General features: G+C 72.5%; 18 protein-coding genes. 10 read left to right on the forward strand and 8 right to left on the reverse strand.

From position 1 onward, the window contains the following. Positions 1–98: 98 nt before the first annotated feature. Positions 99–1,865, reverse strand: coding sequence for a SpoIIE family protein phosphatase (locus B4N89_RS33250; protein WP_235619061.1), 1,767 nt, complete (start codon positions 1,863–1,865; stop codon positions 99–101). A gap of 40 nt (positions 1,866–1,905) precedes the next feature. Beyond that, positions 1,906–2,925: an ACP S-malonyltransferase gene (locus tag B4N89_RS33255; protein ID WP_161500908.1), complete on the reverse strand. Its 1,020-nt coding sequence runs from the start codon at positions 2,923–2,925 to the stop codon at positions 1,906–1,908. A gap of 428 nt (positions 2,926–3,353) precedes the next feature. Between B4N89_RS33255 and B4N89_RS48120 the strand changes: the two genes are divergently transcribed. Both B4N89_RS48120 and B4N89_RS33265 read left to right on the forward strand, forming a co-directional pair. After that, positions 3,354–3,851, forward strand: coding sequence for a hypothetical protein (locus B4N89_RS48120; RefSeq protein WP_143658171.1), 498 nt, complete (start codon positions 3,354–3,356; stop codon positions 3,849–3,851). Between the two features lie 43 nt (positions 3,852–3,894). Continuing rightward, positions 3,895–4,803 carry a Gfo/Idh/MocA family protein gene (locus B4N89_RS33265; RefSeq protein WP_078980178.1) on the forward strand — a complete coding sequence of 303 codons (909 nt, stop codon included), beginning with the start codon at positions 3,895–3,897 and terminating at the stop codon, positions 4,801–4,803. A 50-nt stretch (positions 4,804–4,853) separates the two neighbouring features. Here B4N89_RS33265 and B4N89_RS33270 read toward each other — a convergent pair whose 3' ends face one another. Further along, on the reverse strand, positions 4,854–5,291 hold the full coding sequence (locus B4N89_RS33270) for an ankyrin repeat domain-containing protein (RefSeq protein WP_078980179.1): 438 nt from the start codon (positions 5,289–5,291) through the stop codon (positions 4,854–4,856). Between the two features lie 111 nt (positions 5,292–5,402). Further along, on the reverse strand, positions 5,403–5,834 hold the full coding sequence (locus tag B4N89_RS33275; RefSeq protein ID WP_078980180.1) for a hypothetical protein: 432 nt from the start codon (positions 5,832–5,834) through the stop codon (positions 5,403–5,405). Positions 5,835–6,026: 192 nt separating this feature from the next. Between B4N89_RS33275 and B4N89_RS33280 the strand changes: the two genes are divergently transcribed. From B4N89_RS33280 to B4N89_RS33290, 3 genes are all read left to right on the forward strand, one after another. Beyond that, positions 6,027–6,914, forward strand: coding sequence for a SecDF P1 head subdomain-containing protein (locus tag B4N89_RS33280; RefSeq protein WP_143658172.1), 888 nt, complete (start codon positions 6,027–6,029; stop codon positions 6,912–6,914). Positions 6,915–7,099: 185 nt separating this feature from the next. After that, a complete protein-coding gene (gene pip / locus B4N89_RS33285) occupies positions 7,100–8,056 on the forward strand; it encodes a prolyl aminopeptidase (RefSeq protein ID WP_078980182.1) in 957 nt (318 codons plus the stop codon). A gap of 68 nt (positions 8,057–8,124) precedes the next feature. After that, a complete protein-coding gene (locus tag B4N89_RS33290; RefSeq protein ID WP_078980183.1) occupies positions 8,125–8,613 on the forward strand; it encodes a GNAT family N-acetyltransferase in 489 nt (162 codons plus the stop codon). A gap of 1 nt (position 8,614) precedes the next feature. On the opposite strand, the gene B4N89_RS33295 is transcribed toward B4N89_RS33290, so the two are convergent. Continuing rightward, a complete protein-coding gene (locus B4N89_RS33295; protein WP_078980184.1) occupies positions 8,615–9,592 on the reverse strand; it encodes an acetylxylan esterase in 978 nt (325 codons plus the stop codon). Positions 9,593–9,911: 319 nt separating this feature from the next. On the opposite strand from B4N89_RS33295, the gene B4N89_RS48125 reads away from it, so the two are divergent. The 3 genes from B4N89_RS48125 (at position 9,912) to B4N89_RS33310 (ending at position 12,112) form a co-directional block, all read left to right on the forward strand. Then, positions 9,912–10,685 carry a hypothetical protein gene (locus tag B4N89_RS48125; RefSeq protein WP_101897408.1) on the forward strand — a complete coding sequence of 258 codons (774 nt, stop codon included), beginning with the start codon at positions 9,912–9,914 and terminating at the stop codon, positions 10,683–10,685. A 28-nt stretch (positions 10,686–10,713) separates the two neighbouring features. Continuing rightward, positions 10,714–11,469 (forward strand): class I SAM-dependent methyltransferase, encoded by a 756-nt coding sequence (locus B4N89_RS33305; protein ID WP_078980185.1) that lies wholly within the window; start codon positions 10,714–10,716, stop codon positions 11,467–11,469. A gap of 94 nt (positions 11,470–11,563) precedes the next feature. Then, positions 11,564–12,112 (forward strand): GNAT family N-acetyltransferase, encoded by a 549-nt coding sequence (locus tag B4N89_RS33310; protein ID WP_078980186.1) that lies wholly within the window; start codon positions 11,564–11,566, stop codon positions 12,110–12,112. Here B4N89_RS33310 and B4N89_RS33315 read toward each other — a convergent pair. The 3 genes from B4N89_RS33315 to B4N89_RS33325 all read right to left on the reverse strand — a co-directional run bounded on the left by B4N89_RS33315 (position 12,099) and on the right by B4N89_RS33325 (position 19,039). After that, on the reverse strand, positions 12,099–13,124 hold the full coding sequence (locus tag B4N89_RS33315) for an AraC family transcriptional regulator (RefSeq protein WP_161500909.1): 1,026 nt from the start codon (positions 13,122–13,124) through the stop codon (positions 12,099–12,101). The genes B4N89_RS33310 and B4N89_RS33315 overlap by 14 nt on opposite strands. A gap of 227 nt (positions 13,125–13,351) precedes the next feature. Next, positions 13,352–13,861, reverse strand: coding sequence for a DinB family protein (locus B4N89_RS33320; RefSeq protein WP_078980188.1), 510 nt, complete (start codon positions 13,859–13,861; stop codon positions 13,352–13,354). 48 nt (positions 13,862–13,909) lie between these two features. Next, positions 13,910–19,039, reverse strand: a complete 5,130-nt coding sequence (locus B4N89_RS33325; RefSeq protein ID WP_078980189.1) for a caspase, EACC1-associated type — start codon at positions 19,037–19,039, stop codon at positions 13,910–13,912. Positions 19,040–19,216: 177 nt separating this feature from the next. Here B4N89_RS33325 and B4N89_RS33330 point away from each other — a divergent pair, with 177 nt between their 5' ends. Both B4N89_RS33330 and B4N89_RS33335 read left to right on the forward strand, forming a co-directional pair. Continuing rightward, positions 19,217–19,549 (forward strand): hypothetical protein, encoded by a 333-nt coding sequence (locus B4N89_RS33330; protein ID WP_143658173.1) that lies wholly within the window; start codon positions 19,217–19,219, stop codon positions 19,547–19,549. A gap of 359 nt (positions 19,550–19,908) precedes the next feature. Further along, complete coding sequence (locus B4N89_RS33335) at positions 19,909–20,382, forward strand: HIT family protein (protein WP_078980191.1); 474 nt, start codon at positions 19,909–19,911, stop codon at positions 20,380–20,382. Positions 20,383–20,433: the final 51 nt, after the last annotated feature.

Raw genomic sequence — 20,433 nt, forward strand, 5'->3', positions numbered from 1 at the left:
TACAAGGAACGTAAAAAGCCGCCCAACCACCCGCCACCGCTCGCCGCCGAACGGTGGATCACGCCGAGCGTGGGGGTGGAACGCGCCGGCCGAGGGGTTTACCGCTCCCCCGTCGAGCCCGCGTCCGACAACCGGGCCGCCACCACCGCGATGTCGTCCTCCACCGGCGGCACCACCAGCCGGTCCAGGATCGTGTCCACCAGCGACTCCAACGGCGCGTCCGGCGCCAGCCGCACCCCCGCCAGGCGGGCCAACGACGCGTCGATGTCCTCGTCCCGACGCTCCACGAGGCCGTCGGTGTACAGGATCAGCACCCCGCCGGCCACGTCCGGCCGGATGTACGACGCGTAACCCCCGCATCCGGTGCCCAGCGGCGGGCCGGTCGGCAGGCGCAACAACCGGCTCGCCCCGCCCGGCGCGATCAGCAGCGGCGGCAGATGCCCGGCGTTGGCGAACGTGGAGATCCCCGCGCGCGGGTCGATCAGGACCAGCAGACACGTGGCCACCCGATCCAACTCCGCCTCCTGGCTCATCCGGTCCGCGCGGGCCAGGATCTCCTCCGGCGCCAACCCACCGGCCGCCAACACCCGCAGCAGCGCCCGATAGTGGCTCATGTCCACCGCCGCCTGCACGCCGTGCCCCATCACGTCGCCGACCGCGAGCAGCGTGCGCCCGTGCGGCAGCGCGATCGCGTCGAACCAGTCGCCGCCCACCTCCGCGCTGCGCCCGGCGGGCAGATACCGCGTGGCCAGTTCCACGTCCGGGTGCGGCACCTTGGGCCGGGACAGCAGCGCGCGTTGCAGGGCCAGCGCGACACCGTGCTCGCGCGAGTAGCGCCGCGCGTTGTCCACACACGTCGCCGCCCGGTACGCGAGATCGCGGGCCATCTCCACGTCGTCCTCGGTGAACGGCGGCGAGGCGCCGGCCCGGATCAGGCTGAGGGTGCCGATGATCTCCCCGCGCGCGATCAACGGCACCATCAGCGCCGAGTGCATGCCCGCCTCCCGGTACACCGCCACCCGCGACGCGTCCGGCGCGGTGGCCCGCAACCGGTGGTCGGGCGGCCGGTTGTCCACCACGGTGGCGCCGGTGCGCACCACGCGCGCCACGTCGGCGCCCGGCTGATAGTCGATGTGCTCGCCGGGCCGGCCCAGAACGGCGCTGAGCCGGCGCAACTCCGGGATCGCCGTCCACGCGGCCCGGCGCAGCCGCACGGTGTCCGGCGCCGGGCGCGAGCGACCGCTGTCCTGGTCCGGGTCGGCCGGCTCCAAGAGTTCCACACCCACCACGTCCGCGAGCACCGGCACCAACAGCTCGACCAGTTCGCGGCAGGTGGTGTCGGTGTCCAGGGTGGTGCCGATCTCCAGCGCGGCCCGGTCCAGCAGCGCCAGCCGACGGTGCGCCTGGTCCAGGGCCAGTTGGGTGCGCCGCGACCGGGTGGTCTCCATCAGGATCCCGACCACGCCGAACACCCCGCTCTCGTCGTCGAGCCGGTGATACGCGGCATGCCACCAGCGTTTCTGCGGCAGACCGTGCCCCGTGGTGACGCCGCTGATCGTGGTCTCGCGCGCGACCCCGTCGGCCAGGACCGCGCGCAGCAGGTCCTCGGGCACCTCCAGACCGGGAAAGCCCTCGGCGATCGACCGCCCCACCTGCTCGCTCGCGGGCCGACCGTCGATCGCGGACATCGCCGGATTGACGTACACGTGGCGCAACTCGGGGTCGAGGATGCCGATCGGCGCCTTGGTCTCGGCCAGGACCCGGTGGAACAGTCGCAGTCGGGCACGCACCGACAACCGCGAGTCGGCGCCGAGCAGTCCGCCCACGTCGAACTCGTCGTCCGCCGGATCGACATCCCTGTGCAAGCCGCTCCCTCCTCGTCGCCACCGCCGCCGTCACCCGCACTCAGCCCGTGGGCACCCCCGACGGATCCGCGAGCGCGGCCGGGTCGAGGGGCAACAACCCGCACGCGCGCAGCGTGCCCGCGACGCCGGCCACATCGGCGCCGGCCGCCACCGGCACCGCGGTACGCACCCGCGGATCGGCGGCCCGCGCGAACGCCCCCAGCACGTCCCGGGCACCGGTCTCCACGAACACCTCGATGCCGCGCTCCCGCAACGTGGTCACCGCGTTGCGATAGCGCACCGGGTGCCGCAACTGTCCGACCACGCCGTCGCGCAACTCCCGCTCGTCGGCGTAGTCGCGCCCGAGCAGCGGCGAGTACACCGGATAGCGCGGAGCACGGAACCCGACGTCGCCACCGAGGCGACGCCACTCGGTCGCCGCCGACTCGCGCAACCGGTTGTGGAACAGGGTGCGTACGGTCAGCGGCTTCGAGGCCACCGCCCGCCGCTCGGCCAACGCGGCGAACGTCGCCAACGACTCGTCCGGCCCGGAGACGACCGTGTGCTTCGCCGAGTTGTCACACGCCAGGTCGAGCCCCGGCAACTGCGCCGAACACAGCAGCTCCAGGGTGTGCCCCGGGGCCAGCCGCAGGGTGAGCAGCCCGCCCGGATCGCTGGTGTGCAGCGTGCAGGCCGCGGCCCGCGCCAGGTACAACCGCGCCCCGTCGCCCGCGGTGAACACCCCGGCCCCGGCCAGCGCCGCCATCTCGCCCAGGCTGTGCCCGAGCAGCACATCGGGACGGATCCCGAAGTCGCCCTCCAACAACCGGAACGCGGCCAGCGCCCCGGCGTAGATGGCCAGATGCAGGGCCAACTCGTGCCGATCCATCAACTCGTGCGCGTCCGGCGCGTGGGGATCGACGAGCAGGCGCGACGCCGGCAGGGTGGCCCTGTCGCCCACCGCGTCGTCGACCTCGTCCAGGGTGTCGCGGACGGCGGGCCGATCCTGGAGCCGGCGCAACGCGCCCGGCACATAGGAGCCAACACCGGGCATGACGATCGCGGTACGTGGCACGCTCACGGAGACTCTCCCTTGACTCGGTGGTCTCTGGCACCAGGAGGCGACTCGCGGGACTCGCGGCAACGGCTGCGCCGCGCGACTCGCGGATCGCCCCCGCTCATGGCGGAAGCCCGGGCGCGCGGGTCGGGCGCGGTCCGGGTGGGGCGGTGGGGACGGGGCCGTGGGCGGCGGGTCGGGAATGGAAGACGGCCCAGGGTTCCAGGAGAGTCGAGCCGGCCCCGCCCCGCAACCGCGCCCCGCGCCGCGACCGTCCCCGGACCCGGTCGCACACAGGCCCGCCGACCGGACCCGAGCCGGCCTCGGACGGCCCGCGTCGGCCGTTCGGCCGTATGCCATCCGGGTGGCCCCGGACCGCGAGCCGGTCGCCGATTCGAGTGGAGACCGCCGTGCGCCCGTCGCCCACGCGCGCCCGGGTCGTTGGGCCGAACGTGATCATCCTCCGCCGGGCACTCGCCGCCGGCCTCGTCGCGGCCGCCGTCCTCACCGGATCCGCGGCCGCCGCCGGGCCGGCCCCCGACACCGGCACCGCGGTCGTGGTGACCGGCGACGACCGCCTCGTGGTGGCGGGCCACGTCGTGGTCCGCCACAACCCCTCCGAACACTCCGCCGCGGTCGCGATCGTGCACCCCGGCGACGTACTGACCGTGGCGCACACCTCGACCACCGACGCGGCCGCGGCACCCGACCAGGCCCGTGCGTGGCTCGCGGTCACCGACCGCCGGAGCGGCGTACACGGCTACGTCCGCCCCGCCGACCTGCCTCCCGCCCCGCCGCGCCCCGCCCCCGCCGCCCCGATCGCGACCCAGGCGCCCAGTGCGGCCGCCGCCGAACCGTCGGGCCCGCGCGCGGAACACGAGCCGGAGCCGGCGAGCGTGGATCCGGGAGCCGTGCCGGCCGAGGGCACCCCTATGCTGACCACGCCATGACCCGGGCGCCCGGCCCGGCGGCGCGCATACGCGAGGAGTTCGGATGAGGGTCGGCGTCATCGGGTTGGGCGACATCGCGGAAAAGGCATACCTGCCCGTCCTCTCGACGCTGCCGGACCTCGACCTGCGGCTGCACACCCGTACGCCCGAGACGCTGCGCCGGATCGCCGCCGCGTACCGCGTACCCGCCGAGCACTGCCACGCCGACCTCGACGGGCTGCTCGCCGGGGGGCTGGACGCCGCCTTCGTACACGCCGCCACTTCCGCGCACCCGGCGCTGGTGACCCGGTTGCTGGAGGCGGGCGTGCCGACGTTCGTGGACAAGCCGCTGGCGTACACCCTGGCCGACAGCGCGCGCCTGCTGGAGTTGTCCCGCGAGCGCGGCGTCGGCCTGATGGTCGGCTTCAACCGTCGCCACGTGCCGGCCTACGCGGCGAGCCGGGAGCTGCCGCGCGATCTGATCGTGGTGCGGCGCAACCGGGTCGACACCGCGCGCGAGGTGCGCACCGTCGTCTTCGACGACCTGATCCACGTGGTCGACACGCTGCGCTTCCTCGCACCGGGCACGATCGAGCACGTCGACGTGCGGGCACGGGTCGTGGACGGCCTGGCGCAGCACTTCGTCCTGCACCTGTCCGGCGCGGGGTTCAGTGCGATCGGCACGCTCAACCTCCGCAGCGGGTCGAACGAGGAGATCCTGGAGGTCTCCGGCCGGGACACGATGCGCGAGGTGTACAACCTGGCCGACGTGGTCGACCACGACCGAGGCCTGCCGACGGCCCGGCGGCGCGGCGACTGGACGCCGATCGCCCGGCAGCGCGGGATCGAGCAGCTCGTGCTGGCCTTCACAGAGGCGGTGCGCACCGGCGTGTTCCCCGATCTCGACGACGTGCTGCGCACCCACGAGATGTGCGAACTGGTGGTCACCGAGGTGGAGAAGCTCACCGGCTGAGCCGAGCGCGGACGAACCGATGCGGCTGCGGGTGGAGTCGGCGCCCTCGCCTACCGCCCCGTCGCGCTGTGATCCGCCCGGGCGATCGCCGTCCGCAACACCGCCGCCGTGTCCGCGTGGGAGCCGGCCTCGGCCCAATGCAGCGGGGTGTGTCCGGTGCCGTGGTCCTCGCGCAGGCGGGGATCCGCGCCGTGGGCGAGCAGTTCCCGGACGGTCTCGGTGTGCCCCCAGCAGGCCGCCGCGCACAGCGGGGTGCCCTCGGTGCCGTGTCCGCTCTCGGTGTCGGGCGCGGCGCCGGCCCGGAGCAGGAGCGTCACCACGTCCGCGGCGCCGTGCACCGAGGCGGCGTACAGGGGCGTGGTGCCGTGCCGGTCGGCCCGCTCCGGATCGGCGCCCGCCCGCAACGCGGCGGTCGCCGCCGCGAGCCGGCCCAGTCCGGCGGCGGCCACCAGCAGTGTCGACAGTCGTTTGCGCTCGCGATTGTTCACGCCGGCGAGGGTAGCGGGGCGACCACGACCGAGGGCGACGATTTCCGGGCGGCCGGGCGGCCGGGCGGCCGGGCGGCCGGGCGGCCGGGCGGCCGGGGGCCGAGGACGGCCCTAGGCGCGGTGGCGGGCGGCGGCCCTGGTGCTTTCCTCCACCCAGGCGATCTCGTAGTCGCGGTCGAGGCGGTTCTGTTCGTCCTCGGTGAGGTGGTCCAGGGCGGGGCGCAGGTCGCGTTGTTCGTGCAGCAGGAGGCCGTCCATCGCGGACGCCGCGTCCTGCGCCTCGTCGTGGAAACCCGCGCCCTCCGGGCCGAGTCGCGTGGCCGAGTCCAGGAACGCCTCGATCCGGCGGCCCTGCGCGATCGCGGCGTCGACGTGGCCGGCGCGCTGCTCGTCGGCCTTGCGAACCGCCGGATACAACACCCGCTCCTTGGTCGCGAGGGTTGCCCGGATCGCGGCGTCGGCCTCGGCGAAGAGCGCGACGGTGCTCTGCGGGGTGGCCCGCCACCGGCGGATCAGCTCACGGAGGTTGCGGTTGTCCAGCACGGTTGTCTCCTCGCACGTCGACTCGGCCGCGCGCGTCCGTCCCGGGCGGACCGGCGGGCATCACATCCGGGACCAGTGCCCCTTTCGGCCGGGATCATCCCTGGATCGGCCGGACGCGGGGCCTTCCCGGAGCGGGTTCGCCGGCGGCGGGGGCGTTTCCGACCGGCTCGGCGAGCCGGCATGGTGTGGCGGGTGACTCAGCCAACGCGTACGCGCCGCGCCGCCCGGTCCCTCGTCGCCACCGTCGCCGTCGCCGCCGTGCTGGGGGTGGCCGGGTGCTCGTCGGATGATCCGGTGACGTTCAAGGACGGCGACCACACCGGGCCGGTGGACGAGGCAGCCGGTCGGGTCTTCGCCGAGGCCCGGCTGGTCCCGGAACGCGCGCTGGACGAACGGCAGTTGGCCGCCTCGGCGGAGACCATTCGCAAACGGGCGAGCGCGGGGCGGCTGCCGGTGAAGTCGGTGACGGTGCGCGACGGCGCGCTGGTGGTGCGGATCGCGGTGAACCCGTCCGGGGACGACACCCGGCGGCGACTCGCGGCGATCGCGCACACCGGGCAGCTGAGCGTGCGCGCCGTGACGGCCGTGACGCCGTACCCGCCCACGACCGGGGGGACGGGCGGTACGGCGACCCCCTCGGGCGGGCCGGAGTGCGGCGATCCGGCGGTGCCGCGCGTGGACGATCCCGCGGCGCCGATCGTGGCCTGCGACGACAAGCCGACGGAGAAGTTCACGCTGGCGCCCGCCGTGATCACCGGGGCCGATGTGGCGAAGGCGGAGGCCAAGGCGCCGCAGGGCTCGGGCGGTTGGGAGATACGGCTCGACTGGACGGAGAAGGGCCAGGCCGCCTTCACCGCGCTCACCGCCGACGCGGCCCGGCGCGACGAGCCCGGCAACCGGGTTGCGATCGTCTGGGACGGTAGGGTGCTGGTCGCGCCGATGGTGCGATCCGCGATCCCCGGGGCCGCGGTGATCGCCGGCACCTACACGGAGGCGGATGCCCGGCAACTGGCCGGGACGATCGGCTCGGGCATGTTGCCGGCGGGGTTCAGGGTCGAGTCGTTCGAGCCGGGGCGCTGAGGGGTCCGGTCCCTTTCGGGAGCGGGTCCGAACGCGGCTGCTCCTCGTGTGCGGCCGTGGCGGCGGCGATCCGCTCCCGCGTCGGGCGCCGATCCACGGCGGTCGGTGCTTCGTCGATCAACCGGCCGAGGGTTACCGAAGTCGTCGGCCCCCGCCCATCCGCCCCTTCGACCGAAGGAACAACCGTGACCGTCCCCTATCCGCCGATCGAGCCCTACGAGCACGGGATGCTCGACGTCGGGGACGGCAACCGCGTCTACTGGGAGAGTTGCGGCAATCCCGCCGGTAAGCCCGCGCTCGTCGTGCACGGCGGTCCGGGGTCGGGGTGTTCGACGGGGGTGCGGCAACTGTTCGACCCGAATCGCTACCGCGTCGTGCTCTTCGACCAGCGCGGGTGCGGGCGCAGTACACCGCACGCGAGCGATCCGGACACCGACATGCGGTACAACACCACCGAGCACCTGCTCGCGGACATCGAGCGGCTGCGCGAACACCTGGGCCTGGAACGCTGGTTGTTGTACGGCGGCTCGTGGGGATCGACGCTGATCCTGGCCTACGCGCAGCGCCACCCCGAGCGGGTGTCCGAGATCGTCATCCCGGCCGTCACCTCCACCCGCCGGGTCGAGATCGACTGGCTGTATCGCGGCGTCGGCCGCTTCCTGCCCGCCGAGTGGGAGCGTTTTCGGAACGCGGTGCCCGAGGCCGAGCGCGACGACCCGGTTGCGGCCTATGCCCGCCTTCTGGAGAACCCGGATCCCGCGGTGCGCGAGCACGCGGTACGGGAGTGGTGCGCGTGGGAGGACGCGGTGGTGGGGGGCGAACCGAACGGCCGGCCCGACGCGTACGGCGGCCGTCCGCCGGCGGCCCGCACGGCGCTGGTCCGGATCGCCGCGCACTACTTCTCGCACGGCGCGTGGTTGCCCGAGGGCGTCCTGATCCGCGAGGCCGGCCGCCTCGCCGGCATCCCGGGCGTACTGATCCACGGCCGCCTCGACCTGAGCAGCCCGCTCGACACCGCCTGGCACCTGTCCCGGGCCTGGCCGGATGCCACGCTGGAGGTCGTCGACGACGCCGGCCACCTGGGCAGCGACGCGATGCGCGCCACGATCCTGGCCGCCCTCGACCGCTTCGCCACGACCTGAACCCCGCCGCCGGAGCCGATCGCGAAACGCGGTGGCGGTTCCGCAGTGGCACCGGCATGCTGGGGCGAATGTTGATCAGGGAAGCGGAAAGCGGCGACTGGGCGGCGATCTGGCCGTTCTTCCACGAGATCGTCGCGGCCGGCGAGACGTTCACCTATCCGCTCGATCTCGGGATGGACGAGGGTCGCGAGTGGTGGTTGCCGGCCCCGCCCTCCCGCGCGGTGGTCGCGGTGGACGAGGCCGGAGTGGTGCTCGGCACGGCGAAGATGAATCGCAACCACATGGGCAACGGGTCGCACATCGCCAGCGCCAGTTACATGGTCGACCCCGCACACGCGGGGCGGGGGGTCGGCCGGGCGTTGTGCGAGTACACCATCGAGTGGGCCCGCGCGCAGGGCTACCGGGCGATGCAGTTCAACTCGGTCGTGGCGACGAACGAGCACGCGGTGCGGCTGTACCGCAGCCTCGGCTTCGAGGTGATCGGCACCCTGCCGGAGGGGTTCGACCACCCGAAACACGGCTACGTCGGGCTGCACATCATGCACTTGGCGCTGTGAATCAGGCGATTTCGAAGGCGCTGCGCAGGTAGGTCAGGTTCAGGCCGTCCTGATACGCGCCGCCGCCCTCGTGGCCGTTGAACGTATGTACCTCCATGCGCTTGTCCGCCGCGTAGTGGTGGTAGGCGGCGAACACCGTGGAGGGCGGGCACGTGGTGTCCATCAGCGCCACGCTGAACCGCGCCGGGGCGGTCGCGCGGGCGCCGTGGTTGACCGCGTCGAAGTAGTCGAGGGTGCGGAACACCCGGTCCACGCGGTCCCGGTGTACGGCGAGGTAGCGGGCCAGTTCGCCGTAGGGACCCGTCGCGGCGATCTCCGCGCCGCGACGGAAGTGGCACAGGAACGGGACGTCGGCCACCACCGCGGTCAGGTCCGGCACCAGGCCGGCGACCGTGAGGGCCAGACCGCCGCCCTGGCTCGCGCCGAGTGCGGCTATCCGGGTCGGGTCGACGGCCGGATGGCTGCGGGCGACGGCGATCGCCCGCACCGCGTCGACGGTGACCCGGCGGTAGTAGTACCGATCCGGGTCGGTGACTCCCCGGGTCAAAAAGCCCGGGTGGGTGGAGCCGTCGCCCGCGGGCGCGTCGTCCCCGGTGGCGCCGGCGCGCCAACTGCCGCCCTGGCCGCGCACGTCGATCACGAGATGGGCGAACCCGGCGGCGGCATAGAGCAGTTGCTCGTGCGGCAGGCCTCGACCGCCGCCGTATCCGGGGAACTCCACGACACACGGCAGGGGTCCGTCCCGATGCACGGGCAGCACCAGCCAGCCGTGCACCCGTTGGCCGCCGTGACCCGCGAAGGAGACGTCGCACACCTCGACGCCGGTCAGCGGACCGGTCTCGGGCGTGAACGTCGGGTCGAGGGGGTGGGCGTCGGCCTCGTCGAGCGTACGGGCCCAGAAGGCGTCGAAGTCGGCCGGTTCGGAGCGCTTTGGGAAAAATTGCTGCAACTCCGGCAGTGACAGGTCGCTCAAGGGCATGGCGGGTTCCTCTCCGGGGGGCGGCTCTGATCGGCATTGTCGGGGCCGGCGGATCGCGGTGATCATCCGGGGCGGGACGCCGACCGAACGGGTGCCCGAACCAAGGGTGTTCCCTGAGCAGTCGGGGGCCGTGGACGTAGGTTCCCGGCAGTACTTCCGTCCTGCTCGCTGCGTCGTCGGGAGTAGTACCCCTAGGGGAGAGTCCTCCCCAAGCAGTAACAGCAGTACCTACACACGACTGATTCACCGGTGCTTTCGGACCTCTAGATTTGTCGAGTAGAAGACGACGACCAGTCGCAGAAGAGAAACCAGGGGACTCATGAGCGCCGCAGGGAAGTCGGGGACCGTGGCCGCGTTCGTGCGCTTCGTCGTCTGCGGCGGTGGCACCGGACTCGCGTCGAGCGCCGCGCTCGTGGCCCTCACCGGGCACCTCTCCATAGCCGTCGCCAACGCCCTGGTGACCGTGGTCTTCACACTCCTGGCGACCGAACTGCACAGCAGGTTCACCTTCGGCGCGGGTCGGGCGCGGGGTCGACTGCACGTCCAGGCCGCGCTGTCCGCGCTGGTGTGCTACCTGTTCACCACCGGCGCGATGCTCGCGCTGCACGCGATGCAGTCGTCGCCCGGCGTGGTCAAGGAGCAGGCGGTCTATCTGACGGCCTCCGGGATCGCCGGGATCGCCCGGTTCCTCTTCCTGCGCTTCGTTGTTCGGGTTCGGGCGCGTTCGCACGCGGCGGAGGTGCAGACGGGGATCGGGGTCGGAGCGGAGTCGGTGACGGCGGTGGAGGTCGGTGCGTGGGTGGGTGCCGGCGCCGCCGTGGGCGAGTCCGCGGCCGGCCCCGCTGCCGCGCCGCCGGCCGTGCCCGTCTCGGGGCCCCTGCCGTCGGTGTTCGTGCCCGCGTCCGCGTCCGTCTCCCCCTCCGCGGCGGATGTGGTGTCGGCTCTGTTGTCCGCTCCCGCCTTCGTGCCCATGGCGTCCGCGCCGAAGCCGGCCGGTCGGGGTTCGGGGCGGGTGATCGAGTCGCTTCTGATTCTTCCTGCGTCCGATGGCTGGGTCGCGCCGACGCGCGCGGCCATGGTCGCGACGGCGTAGGCGTCATACCTTCGACAGGAGTCCGTGGATGACCCGCGCCGCCGCCGAACACTACGAGCGAATCCTGGCCGCCAACTACACCTGGATGCTGGGTGGCGACCTGGCACCGATCGCCGCCGGGCAGGGCGAGTTGCTGACCGGGCTGGGCGTCGCCCCGACGACGACGTCCGCGGTGGCCGTGGATCTGGGCTGTGGGCCCGGCAACCAGAGCCTGGCCCTGGCCGGACTCGGCTTCAGCCGGGTCCTGGCGGTCGACACCAGCCGGATCCTGCTGGCCGAACTGGCCGAACACGCGGCCGGGTTGCCCGCGATCGAGCCGGTGTTCGGGGACATCCGCAAGGTATTGCCCGAGTTGACCGCGCCGGGCGAGGTCGCGGTCGTGGTGTGCATGGGCGACACGCTCACCCACCTGTCGACGAAGGACGACGTGAGCGCGCTGCTCGCCGAGATCGCGCGGGCTCTCGCCCCCGGGGGGCGTCTGGTCGTCACGTACCGCGACCTGACCGAAACCCTGCATGGTATCGACCGGTTCATCCCGATACGGAGCACGGACGATCGGGTGTTCACCTGCTTTCTCGAATACCCGGACGACGACACGGTCCTGGTCCACGATCTCCTGCACGTCCACGACGGCACCGGCTGGACCCAGCACGTCGGCAGTTACCCGAAGCTGCGGATCGCCCCGACCTGGCTCGCCGAGCGCTGCCGGGACGTCGGGCTGACGGTCGAGCACAACCGGACGGGCGCGCGGGGCCTACAGATCCTGGCGGCGCGCAAGGACTGAGGCGGGGGCCGGGGCACCGGTGGGTGTTCCCGCAGGTCGGGGCGGGTGGAAATCGGATGCGGGGCGGCCCTCGGCCGTGATACTCCAGGCTCCCATGGGAGATCTCGAAACCGCGCGACTCGTACTGCACCCGCTGACCGTCGCCGAGACGGAGCGGGTGGTGGCCGGTGAGCCGGCCGCCGACGACCGATGGGAGGCCGGCTATCCGACGGCCGGGGACGTGGCCGGGGCCGGCCGGTTTCTGCGTACCTGCGCGACCGTCGGGGATCCGGGGGCCTTCGGCAACTACGAGATCCGCCGGCGGGAGGACGGTGTGGCGGTCGGTGGCGTGGGCTTCCACGGCGTGCCGGACGAAAGCGGCACCGTCACGATCGGCTACGGCCTGATCGAGGCGGTCCGGGGGCGCGGCTATGCCACCGAGGCCCTGCGTGAACTGCTGCGCTTCGCCCGAGCCGCGGGTGTGACCCGGGTCGTCGGGGACACCGCGCACGACAACGTCGCGTCGCAGCACGTGATGGCGGCGGTGGGGATGCGGCTGGTCAAGGAGGAGGCCGGACTGAAGCACTATGCGATCCAGTGGTCGCCGGGCGCCGACGGGGCGGAGCCGGCGGCCGACGCCCCGGTGCGGGTCACGCGCCCGTGACGGCGGTTCTCCGGTAGGCGTCGGGGGTCTGGCCGGTCCAGCGCTGGAAGGCTCGGCGCAGGGCACGGGCGTCGGTGTAGCCCAGCCGCCCGGCTATCGACTGGACCGGTAGCTCGGTGTCCCGCAGCAGCGTTGCGGCGTGCTCGTGCCGCACCGATTCGATCTCGTCCCGCCAGGTGGTCTCCAGGTCGCTCAGCCGGCGCTGGAGGGTGCGCGGGCTCATCGCCATCCGGTGGGCGACCATCTCCAGGCTCAGCTCCTCGCCGCCGAGGGAGCCGGCCAATACCGACCGGAACCTGCCGTGCCATCCGGCCGCCGGGCGGGCGTTCTCCAGCAGGTTGTCCGCGTATCGGCGCAGGATCAGCCCGAGTTCGTCGTCGCCGGGGCCGGTCGGGCGCGGGCGTTCGGCGTCCATGTCGAGGAAGGTCATCGAGTTCGTTCGGGCGCCGAAGTCGATGGCGCGGGTGCCGAACGCCTCGATCAGATGCCGGTGGTTCTTCGGGGCGTCGTGCGCGAGGGCGACGTGTACGGGGACCACGCCCGGGCCCCGGGCGTCGCGGGCCCGCTTGAGCATGACCGCCATCGCGAATTCGTCGATCGCGGTGACCGCCGCCGGCGAGTAGTTCGCGATGCCGTAGGTGACGGTGAGGCGTCGATCGTCCTCGACCACGGTCATCTCGACCACCGGGTCGGACATCGTCGACACGTAGCGTGCGGCGTCGCGGCAGCCGTCGGCGAACGAGCCGGCGGAGGTGAACAGGTAGTCCCACACGTGCAGCCGACCCAGCGTGGCGCTTTCCGCGGCCCGGATGGCGACGTCGGGTGGGCCGGTGGCGACGGCCAGCTCCCAGGTGCGGACCACGCTGGCGGTGGGCACCCGCAACAACGGGTTCGCCAGCGTCTCCGGCTCGAAGCCCGGCAGATGCGCGAGTTCGCTCAGCGCCACCCCGGCTCCCAGGGCAGCGTCCCGCACCACGCGTGCCGCGTGCGAGGAGAGCGTGTACTCGATCACTGGCGGAGCATATCCGGACGGTCGCCCGCAATGGGGATCCGGGATCTGTCGTTTTCGGTCCCCTTGTTGACGTGAAGTGTCTCGTCGGCGGGTTGTGGGGTCCCCGGGGCGGGCCTCGGCGGTGGAGGGTGGAGTTCGATCAGGGCGAAAAGCGCGACCGCCGTCCCGATTTTCGGGACGGCGGTCGTGGTGGGGGAGGAGGTGGGATGGGGTGGGGGTGGGGCGGGTCAGGCGCCGACGGTGCCGTCGACGCCCTCGCGGAGGAAGTCGGCGTGGCCGTTGTGGCGGGCGTACTCGTGCATCAGGTGCAGCATGACCAGGCGCAGCGACACGTCCTGGTCCCACTTGGCGTTGTGGCCGATGACGTCCAGGGACTCTGCCTCGGCCTCGATCCGCCGCGCGTGGGCCACCTCGGTCTCCCAGGCGGCGAAGGCCTCCGAGCGGGTCGACTTGCTCGCGTCGTAGGCCACCTGGAAGTCGCCTTCGTCGGACCACACGAGCGGGATGTCCTCCGCGTTGATCACCCGCCGGAACCAGGTGCGCTCGACCTCGGCCATGTGCCGGACCAGTCCGAGAAGGGAGAGCGTGGACGGCGGCATCGATTGCCGGCGCAGCTCCTCGTCGGAGAGTCCTTCGCACTTCATCGCGAGCGTGGCCCGGTGGAAGTCGAGAAAGGCCCGCATCATCTCGCGTTCGTCGCCGGTCACGGGTGGGTCGGGGCGCCGGTCGGTGGCCATGGGTGTGCTCGCTTTCGCTCCGCGTCGGTGTTCGGGTGGACCTGCTTTCTAGCAGGCCGCGAGCTCGTACCCCTGACCGAAGTCGCGGAGGACGCGGGCGACGGCCCGGCGCGCGTAGGAGGTCGAGGCGGTGAGGTCGCCGGCGGGAAGGGCGCGGAGGAACGCGGCGGCTTCGGGGCGAAAGCGCGGGCTGAGCATGCCGAGGGCACCCGCGGCGCGGCGGGTGGCGACGGGGGGTGTGGCGGGGGCGGCGAGGACGCGGCGCAGGTGTTCGGCCGCTTCGTCGAGGAGGCGTGGGCTGAGGGTGCCGAGCAGGCGGGCCGCGCGGGTGCGGGTGTAGGGGGTGGCGTCGGGGGCGGCGAGAACGGCGCGGAGGGTGGTGGTGACGTCGGGGAGGGATTGGCGGCGCAGCTCGAACAGCCTGCGGGCCACGGTGACTCGGTCATGGAGGCCGGTGTCGATGGAGGTGAGCAGGAATTGCAGTGCGGCGACGCCCTCGGCCTCGAAGCCCTGCCCGAGATCGGCGAGTTTCGTCGCCGCCGTGGCCCGAGCGGACGGGGTGAGGTCCGGCGCGACGAGGAGGGCGCGGAGGTGGTCGGCGCCTTCGTGGACGTAGCCGCGGCCGAGCCGGCCGAGGGTGTGGGCGGCGAGGGTCCGGGCGAGGGGGGCGGCGGAGGGGTGGGTGAGGATGGTGCGGAGGGCTTGAGCCAGTTCGTCTCTGCGGGCGGTGCCGACCACGTGGAGGGCATGGGCCGCCCTGCATCGTTCGGTCGGGTCGATCTCGGGTGCGGTGACGATGTTCCAGAGCGCGTCGGAGGCTTCGTCGAGGTAGCCGGCGCGGAAACTGCCGAGGGTCCCTGCGGCCATCCGGCGCAGGACCGGCGGGGAGGCGGGGTCTCGGAGGATGTCGCGCGTCAACGAAATCGCATCGTTTGTGCAGGCGGGGGAGATCGTGACGCAGGCGTCGGCGAGGGCGATGCGGGTCGGTGCGGACAGACCGGGTGTACTGAGCAGGGCTCGACTCATGGTTGTGCCCTCTTCGGTGTAGCCCTGTCCGTACGCGGCGAGAAGCCCGACGGCAACCGCTCGGTCGCTCGGTGGTGTCGTCTGGCAGGCGGCTATCTCGCGCAGAGTGTTCGCCGCCAGAGCTTCGTTGTCCGGGCCTCGATCGGACAGCTGACTGGCGGTCCAGGCGCGTGACTCCGAGTCGGCATCGGGAGCCGAGAGCAGGTCCCGAAGCGCGGCCGTGGACTCCGCCATGTGGCGCACATCGCAATAGCCCAGAATCTGCGCGGCCTCACGCCTGGTCTCGGCGTCCGGGTCCGACGCGTACAGGACGGTGCGAAGGACGTCGGCCACCTTGTCGGCGTCGCCCCCGAGAGTGCGCAGCGTTCGCGCCGTTTCGGGCCGATGCCGAAGGGGGGTGTCGGGGTCGCTCAGCATTCTTCGGAGCCGGCTCGCCATGGAGTCCAGCGCGCCGGGCGCGAGGGGTATCAGCGTGATCGCGATGTTGTTGCGGAACGACGGGAAGATGTTCGGGTCGTCGAATAGTCGGGTGAGGGTATCGATTGCCTCGGGGACATGGATCGCGTCGAGGCCCGACAGGCACCGAGCGGATTCCATCCGTACCCAGGGTCCGGCATCGGGTGCCGTCAGGGTCTCCCGCAACCCTCGAATGGCCGCCGGTACGAACGTGGGCCCGAATTCGGACAGGCGTTCCGCCGCGATTCTGCGGTCCTCCGCCGTCACATCGGCGGCGGCGAGTGTTGTTTCCAGGTATGTCGCCGCCTCTGTCACATAGTCGGGACCCAGGCGCCCCAATGTGGCAGCGGCGTTGATGCGCTGTCTCGCGGCGGACGTCGGCGCGGCCAGTACGCGGCGAATGATGTCGGCGGCCTCGGTCAGTCGAGTCGGGTCGAGTCGCGTCAGCGCTTGCGCGACGCCACAGCGCTGGGAGGCGTCCACACTGGACGATGCCAGGAGTCGGAGCAGGGCATCGGTGCTCTCCTTCGAGTAGGCGGGCGCAAGCTCCGCCAGCATCACGGCCGTTTCCGCGGCGTCGTCCATGTCCCGCGTCGCCAGGTCCGCGCGCAGTAGGTGCGCCACTTCCAGAGTGTGACTCGGACCGAGGTCGGCCAGGAAGCGCATGGCCCGCCTGCGCACATACGAATTGGCGTTGGGCGCGACGACGACGCCCCGGAGAACATCCGCGGCCTCCTCCGTATACGCGGGACCGAGCGCGGCCAACTGCTCCGCGGCGAAGATGCGATCGAAGTGAGAGCTGTGTGGCGCGGTTTGCACCTCACGCAATGCCTTCGCGGCTTCCGGGGCGTGCATGGGATCGATCTCGGCCAGCGCGCGGGCGGCCCGAGCACGTTCCTGACCGGCCGACGCGGCGTCGGTGAGGACGGTCCGAAGCGCGGTGACGGCAGCGTCCTTGTGTTCCGGCGCCAGCGAGGCCAGTCCATCGGCGGCGTCGATCAGGTTTGCGGCTGTGACGTCATCCGAGCGGAGCGCGGTCCACAATGCTCCGGTGGCCTCCGCGACATGCGCGGAACCACAAGCGGCCAGCGCGCGCATGGCCGAGATACGTGTGCGGAGGGAGACGCCCTCCCGGCCGAGTAACCCGCGCAGGATGTCGATCGCGATCGTGGTGTCGTGGGACGCCAGCGACTGCGCCAGCCGAACGCGGACATCGTGCTTCGGGTAGCAACTCCCCAGGAAGTCGAGCAGTGTTCGGCGAACGGCGGGCTCCCCGAGCAGTGCCGCCGCGTCCGAGGTCGCGCGTCGCAGCTCTTCGTCGCTCGAATCCCGGGTCAGCGTCAACAGCAGATTCGCCGCGAACGACTCCGTGTGCCGGCTCGCCGCCGGGACGCCCCGGGCCAGGAGTTCGCCGGCCAGCGCCGCGAAGTCGCCGGTGCCGCGGCCCAGCCAGTCCAGGATCGCGTCGCCCGTGCCGTACCGGTGGGCGTGGTGGGCCAGGATCGCGTGGGCGAACAGGTCGCCGTGGACGGCTCGGTGCACCACGTGGGTCCAGTCCGGGGCGGCCGGGTCGAAGTGGGCCGGCAGCCGGTCGGCGCGGACGTCGGCGGCGAGGTGTTCGGCGAAGCTGTAGTGAGTGAAGCGCAGGAAGTCGTGGTGATGGGTGAAGACGCCGACCGTGCCCAAAACCGACGCGACGAGTCTGGGCCACTCCGGGACGCCCCGGCGGGTGGCCCGACAGTCGTGTTCGTCGAGCCAGTCCAAGGCCAGGTCGAGGAGGGGGCGGGTGCCGGCCGTCGGGTCGGTGACCACTGTGACGGCCAGGTGTTCGACGAGTTCGGGGCGGTGGTCGAACAGGAAGGCGACGGCGGCTCGGTGTACGGCGGGGCGCAGCGTCCAGCGTTGCAGCACGGTTTGTTGTTGCTCGTGCATTTCCTCCAGGTGTGCGTCGGTCAGGAGGGTGAAGTAGTCGCAGTAGAGGGTGAATCGATTGCTCGGCAGCGGCGTGGTGGGGTGTTTGCGGTAGACGAGCGCGGCCACCGTCGCCAGCAGTGGCACGCGGACCAAATCGCGCACGCCGGCGGCCTCGGTCTGGCGCAGGAAGCCGGCCGCCAGGGTCGGTCCGTCGGGGTGGTCGCGGAACCAGCGGTGGGCGAATTCGCGCAACTGCTCGCGGTCGAACGGCTCCAGCGTGTAGGTCCCGGTCGCCGCGTGTTGCAGCGGGGCCAGTTCGTCGTTGGGCAGGGGCCTGGTGGTGATCAGCAGTCGGAACCGGCCGTCGGGGTTGCGGACCCGGCCGGCCAACTCGGCGACCAGGCCGCGCCGGCGCTCCGGGTCGGTGATCTCGTCCAGGCCGTCGACGATCAGCAGGCACGTGGTGTTCTCGGGCAGGTGGTCGAGCAGGTCGTCGGGGAGGACGTAGTCGAGGTGTGGCGCCAGTTCGGTGGACAGGATCCGGACCAGGCGCGGGATCAGCGCGCTGCGCCCGGCGGCCAGGCGGCCGGCGGTGACGCGCAGGGGCAACAGCCGTTCGGGATGCGGGCCTTGGGTCTCTCCCGACTCGTAGGCGAGGGCCAGAGCCGCGGCCAGTTGCAGGCTCAGCGTGGACTTGCCCTGGCCCGCGCCGCCGGTGATCAGGACGTGGCGATGCAGTCCGAGTGTGTCCTCGGCGGCTCGGGCGGGGGCGATCGCGGGTCCGCTCGGCTCGGTCGATACGAAGTGCCGTTGGTGGTGCTCCGCGTCGCGCGGGTCCCGGCGGGGATCCCGCATGCGGTCGAGGGGTTGCCGGGTGGGCGTGGTCGGGGCGCTGCGGGCCTGTTGTCGGACGTAGACGGTGGCGAGTCCGTCGAGTGGCGCGTCGTAGAGGCGGTAGGTGAAGTTGCGCGCGGCGATGGTCTGCGCGTGCAGCAAGTCCCGGAGGTGGGGCGGTAGTCGGGGCGCCGCGTCGGCGGCCGAGGGGTGGCGGTTCCAGCCGAGCACGATCCGGGCGCCCTGGTCCTCGTTGCGCTGTCGGGGCCGGGGGAAGCCCAGTTCGGGCAGAATCCGGTGCAGATGGGCATGCACCGTGGCCAGGTCGAGGGTCTTCGGACCGCCGGGGACGCCGTTTTCGAGGACGTCGATCAACTGCCCGGTGAAGGCCGTGTATTGCCCACCCACGGGCGCGATCGCCTGCCGGGTCGCGGAAGCGGCGGCCAGGACGTAACTGCCCTCCACCCGGGACAACTCCGTCAGCCGCTCGTCGTCCGGACCCATCGCCCCGGCCAGGGCCCGGCCGGCGAAGCAGCAGTCCAGGAGCACCGCCTTGGCGGGGACCCGGCGCGCCGCGCGCAGCACGTCGCGGATCTCCTGGAACGGCAGTGCCGTGTAGGGGCGTTCGGGGCGGCATCGGGGCAGGGACAGCAGCAGGTCCTCGCTGTCCGGGGAGACCAGGCCGTGGCCCGCGTAGTACAGCAGGACCAGGTCGGTCGCGGCGGCCGTGGCGTCGGTGAGCGCGTCCAGGACCAGGTCACGATGGTCCGGCTGCTCGATCACGACGCAGTTCTCGGGGGGCAGGCCCCAGACTTCCGGGTCGGTCAGCAACTCCCTCAACCGGGACAGGTTTCGGGCCACGGCCGGCAGCGGGGTCAGGTGTTCGAAGGTGTGTGCGCCGACCAGGACCACCCGGGATCCGCGGGGGTCGTGCGGTGCGGTGCTCATGTCGAACGGGCCCGGGACGGCGGGTCGTGGCTCGGCACGTGCATCCACCCCCCTCGACCGGCCGGGTGGTTCAGCTTAATGGGTGGACCCGACGGGTGGGGTGAAACGGTGGGGTGGGGCGCGCGGACCCGCGGATGGTCGGTGCGGGGTGGAATCGGCGGTAGCCTGCCGAGCGCATTGTCGAGGTTCGACGCGGAGGTCTGCGGAGTGGGCAGGGCGGCGGAGCAGGGGACAGCGGTGGAGGCCGAAACCGATGCGGCGGAGCGGGCCCGGGTGGCGCTGCTCGACGCGGTGGCCCGGATGGCCGGCCGGGTGGGCAAGGAGGCGGTGAGCGTCAAGGAGCTCGAACAGCTCGCGCGCACCTACGCGATCGTGGTGGGACCGAGTTCGGGGGCGGCCGCGGCCTTGCCGGCCGAGAGCGCGGGCGGTACGGACCCGGCGATGGCGGAGACCCTGCAGATTGTGCCGGTGGCGCAGCGGGGTGGTGGGGACGGGCGGGAACTGCCGTAGTAGGCGGTGTCGGCGGGGCGGTCGGGGTGACTGGAGCACTCGGGCGGGTGAGGCGGGTCGTCGCGGGTGGGTGATGGTGGGGTCGCCCGGGTGGGTGAAATCTCCGGCGTGTGGGGGCGCGCCTGTCGCGGATCCGTCCCGAGGGCGCTGCGGGCCCGTTACAGGCCGGGGCGGGGGCGTGACATCGTTTCGACGCCTTTCGTTGACTCAACCGAACGTTTGCAGCGGCAAGCGGGCTCTCGCCCCCGTTCGTGTTGGAGGCTGTCGTGTGTGGTTCCCAGGCGCCCGGACCCCGCCCACTCGAAGCGTCCACCTGGCCGGAACGGTACGCGGAGCCGCACCCGGACGCGCCCTGCGCGATGTGCGAAAAGGATTTCACCGCGCCCGACATCGGCTGGGGCCTGCTGCTCAGGCGCGGCGTGTACGGCAATGCCTACCTGTGGCGTTCGGGGCGGGTACGCGGGTACGTCGTCGTGGTGTGGACCGGCGGCCACGTCGTGCGCCTGACCGATCTGACCGCACGTCAGCTCGCCGGCTTCATGACCGAGGTGACCTCGGCGGGGAGGGCGATCGAGGCGCACTACCTGCCGGTATCCGGGCTGAACGTGTCCCTCCTCGAAAACGACATCCCGCACCTGCACGCACACCTGATCCCCCGTCACCCCACCGCCCCGTTCCCCGACCGCCCAGCCGCCTTCGCCCACCTCGACCGGGACCGACAGAACGAGGCCCACATCCAGGCGGACGCGGCGGCGTTGCGAGCCCTGCTGGCTTACACGGGGGCGGCGGAGGGGGCGGTGGGGGAGGAAGGTTCGGAGGAGGTCGGCGGGTGAGGCGGTCGCCGGGGCGGGGCGTGGGATAACCCGTTGGTGGTCCCGGTTCCG

Origin of the sequence: Embleya scabrispora, from assembly GCF_002024165.1 — a bacterium.
Classification (GTDB): domain Bacteria; phylum Actinomycetota; class Actinomycetes; order Streptomycetales; family Streptomycetaceae; genus Embleya; species Embleya scabrispora_A.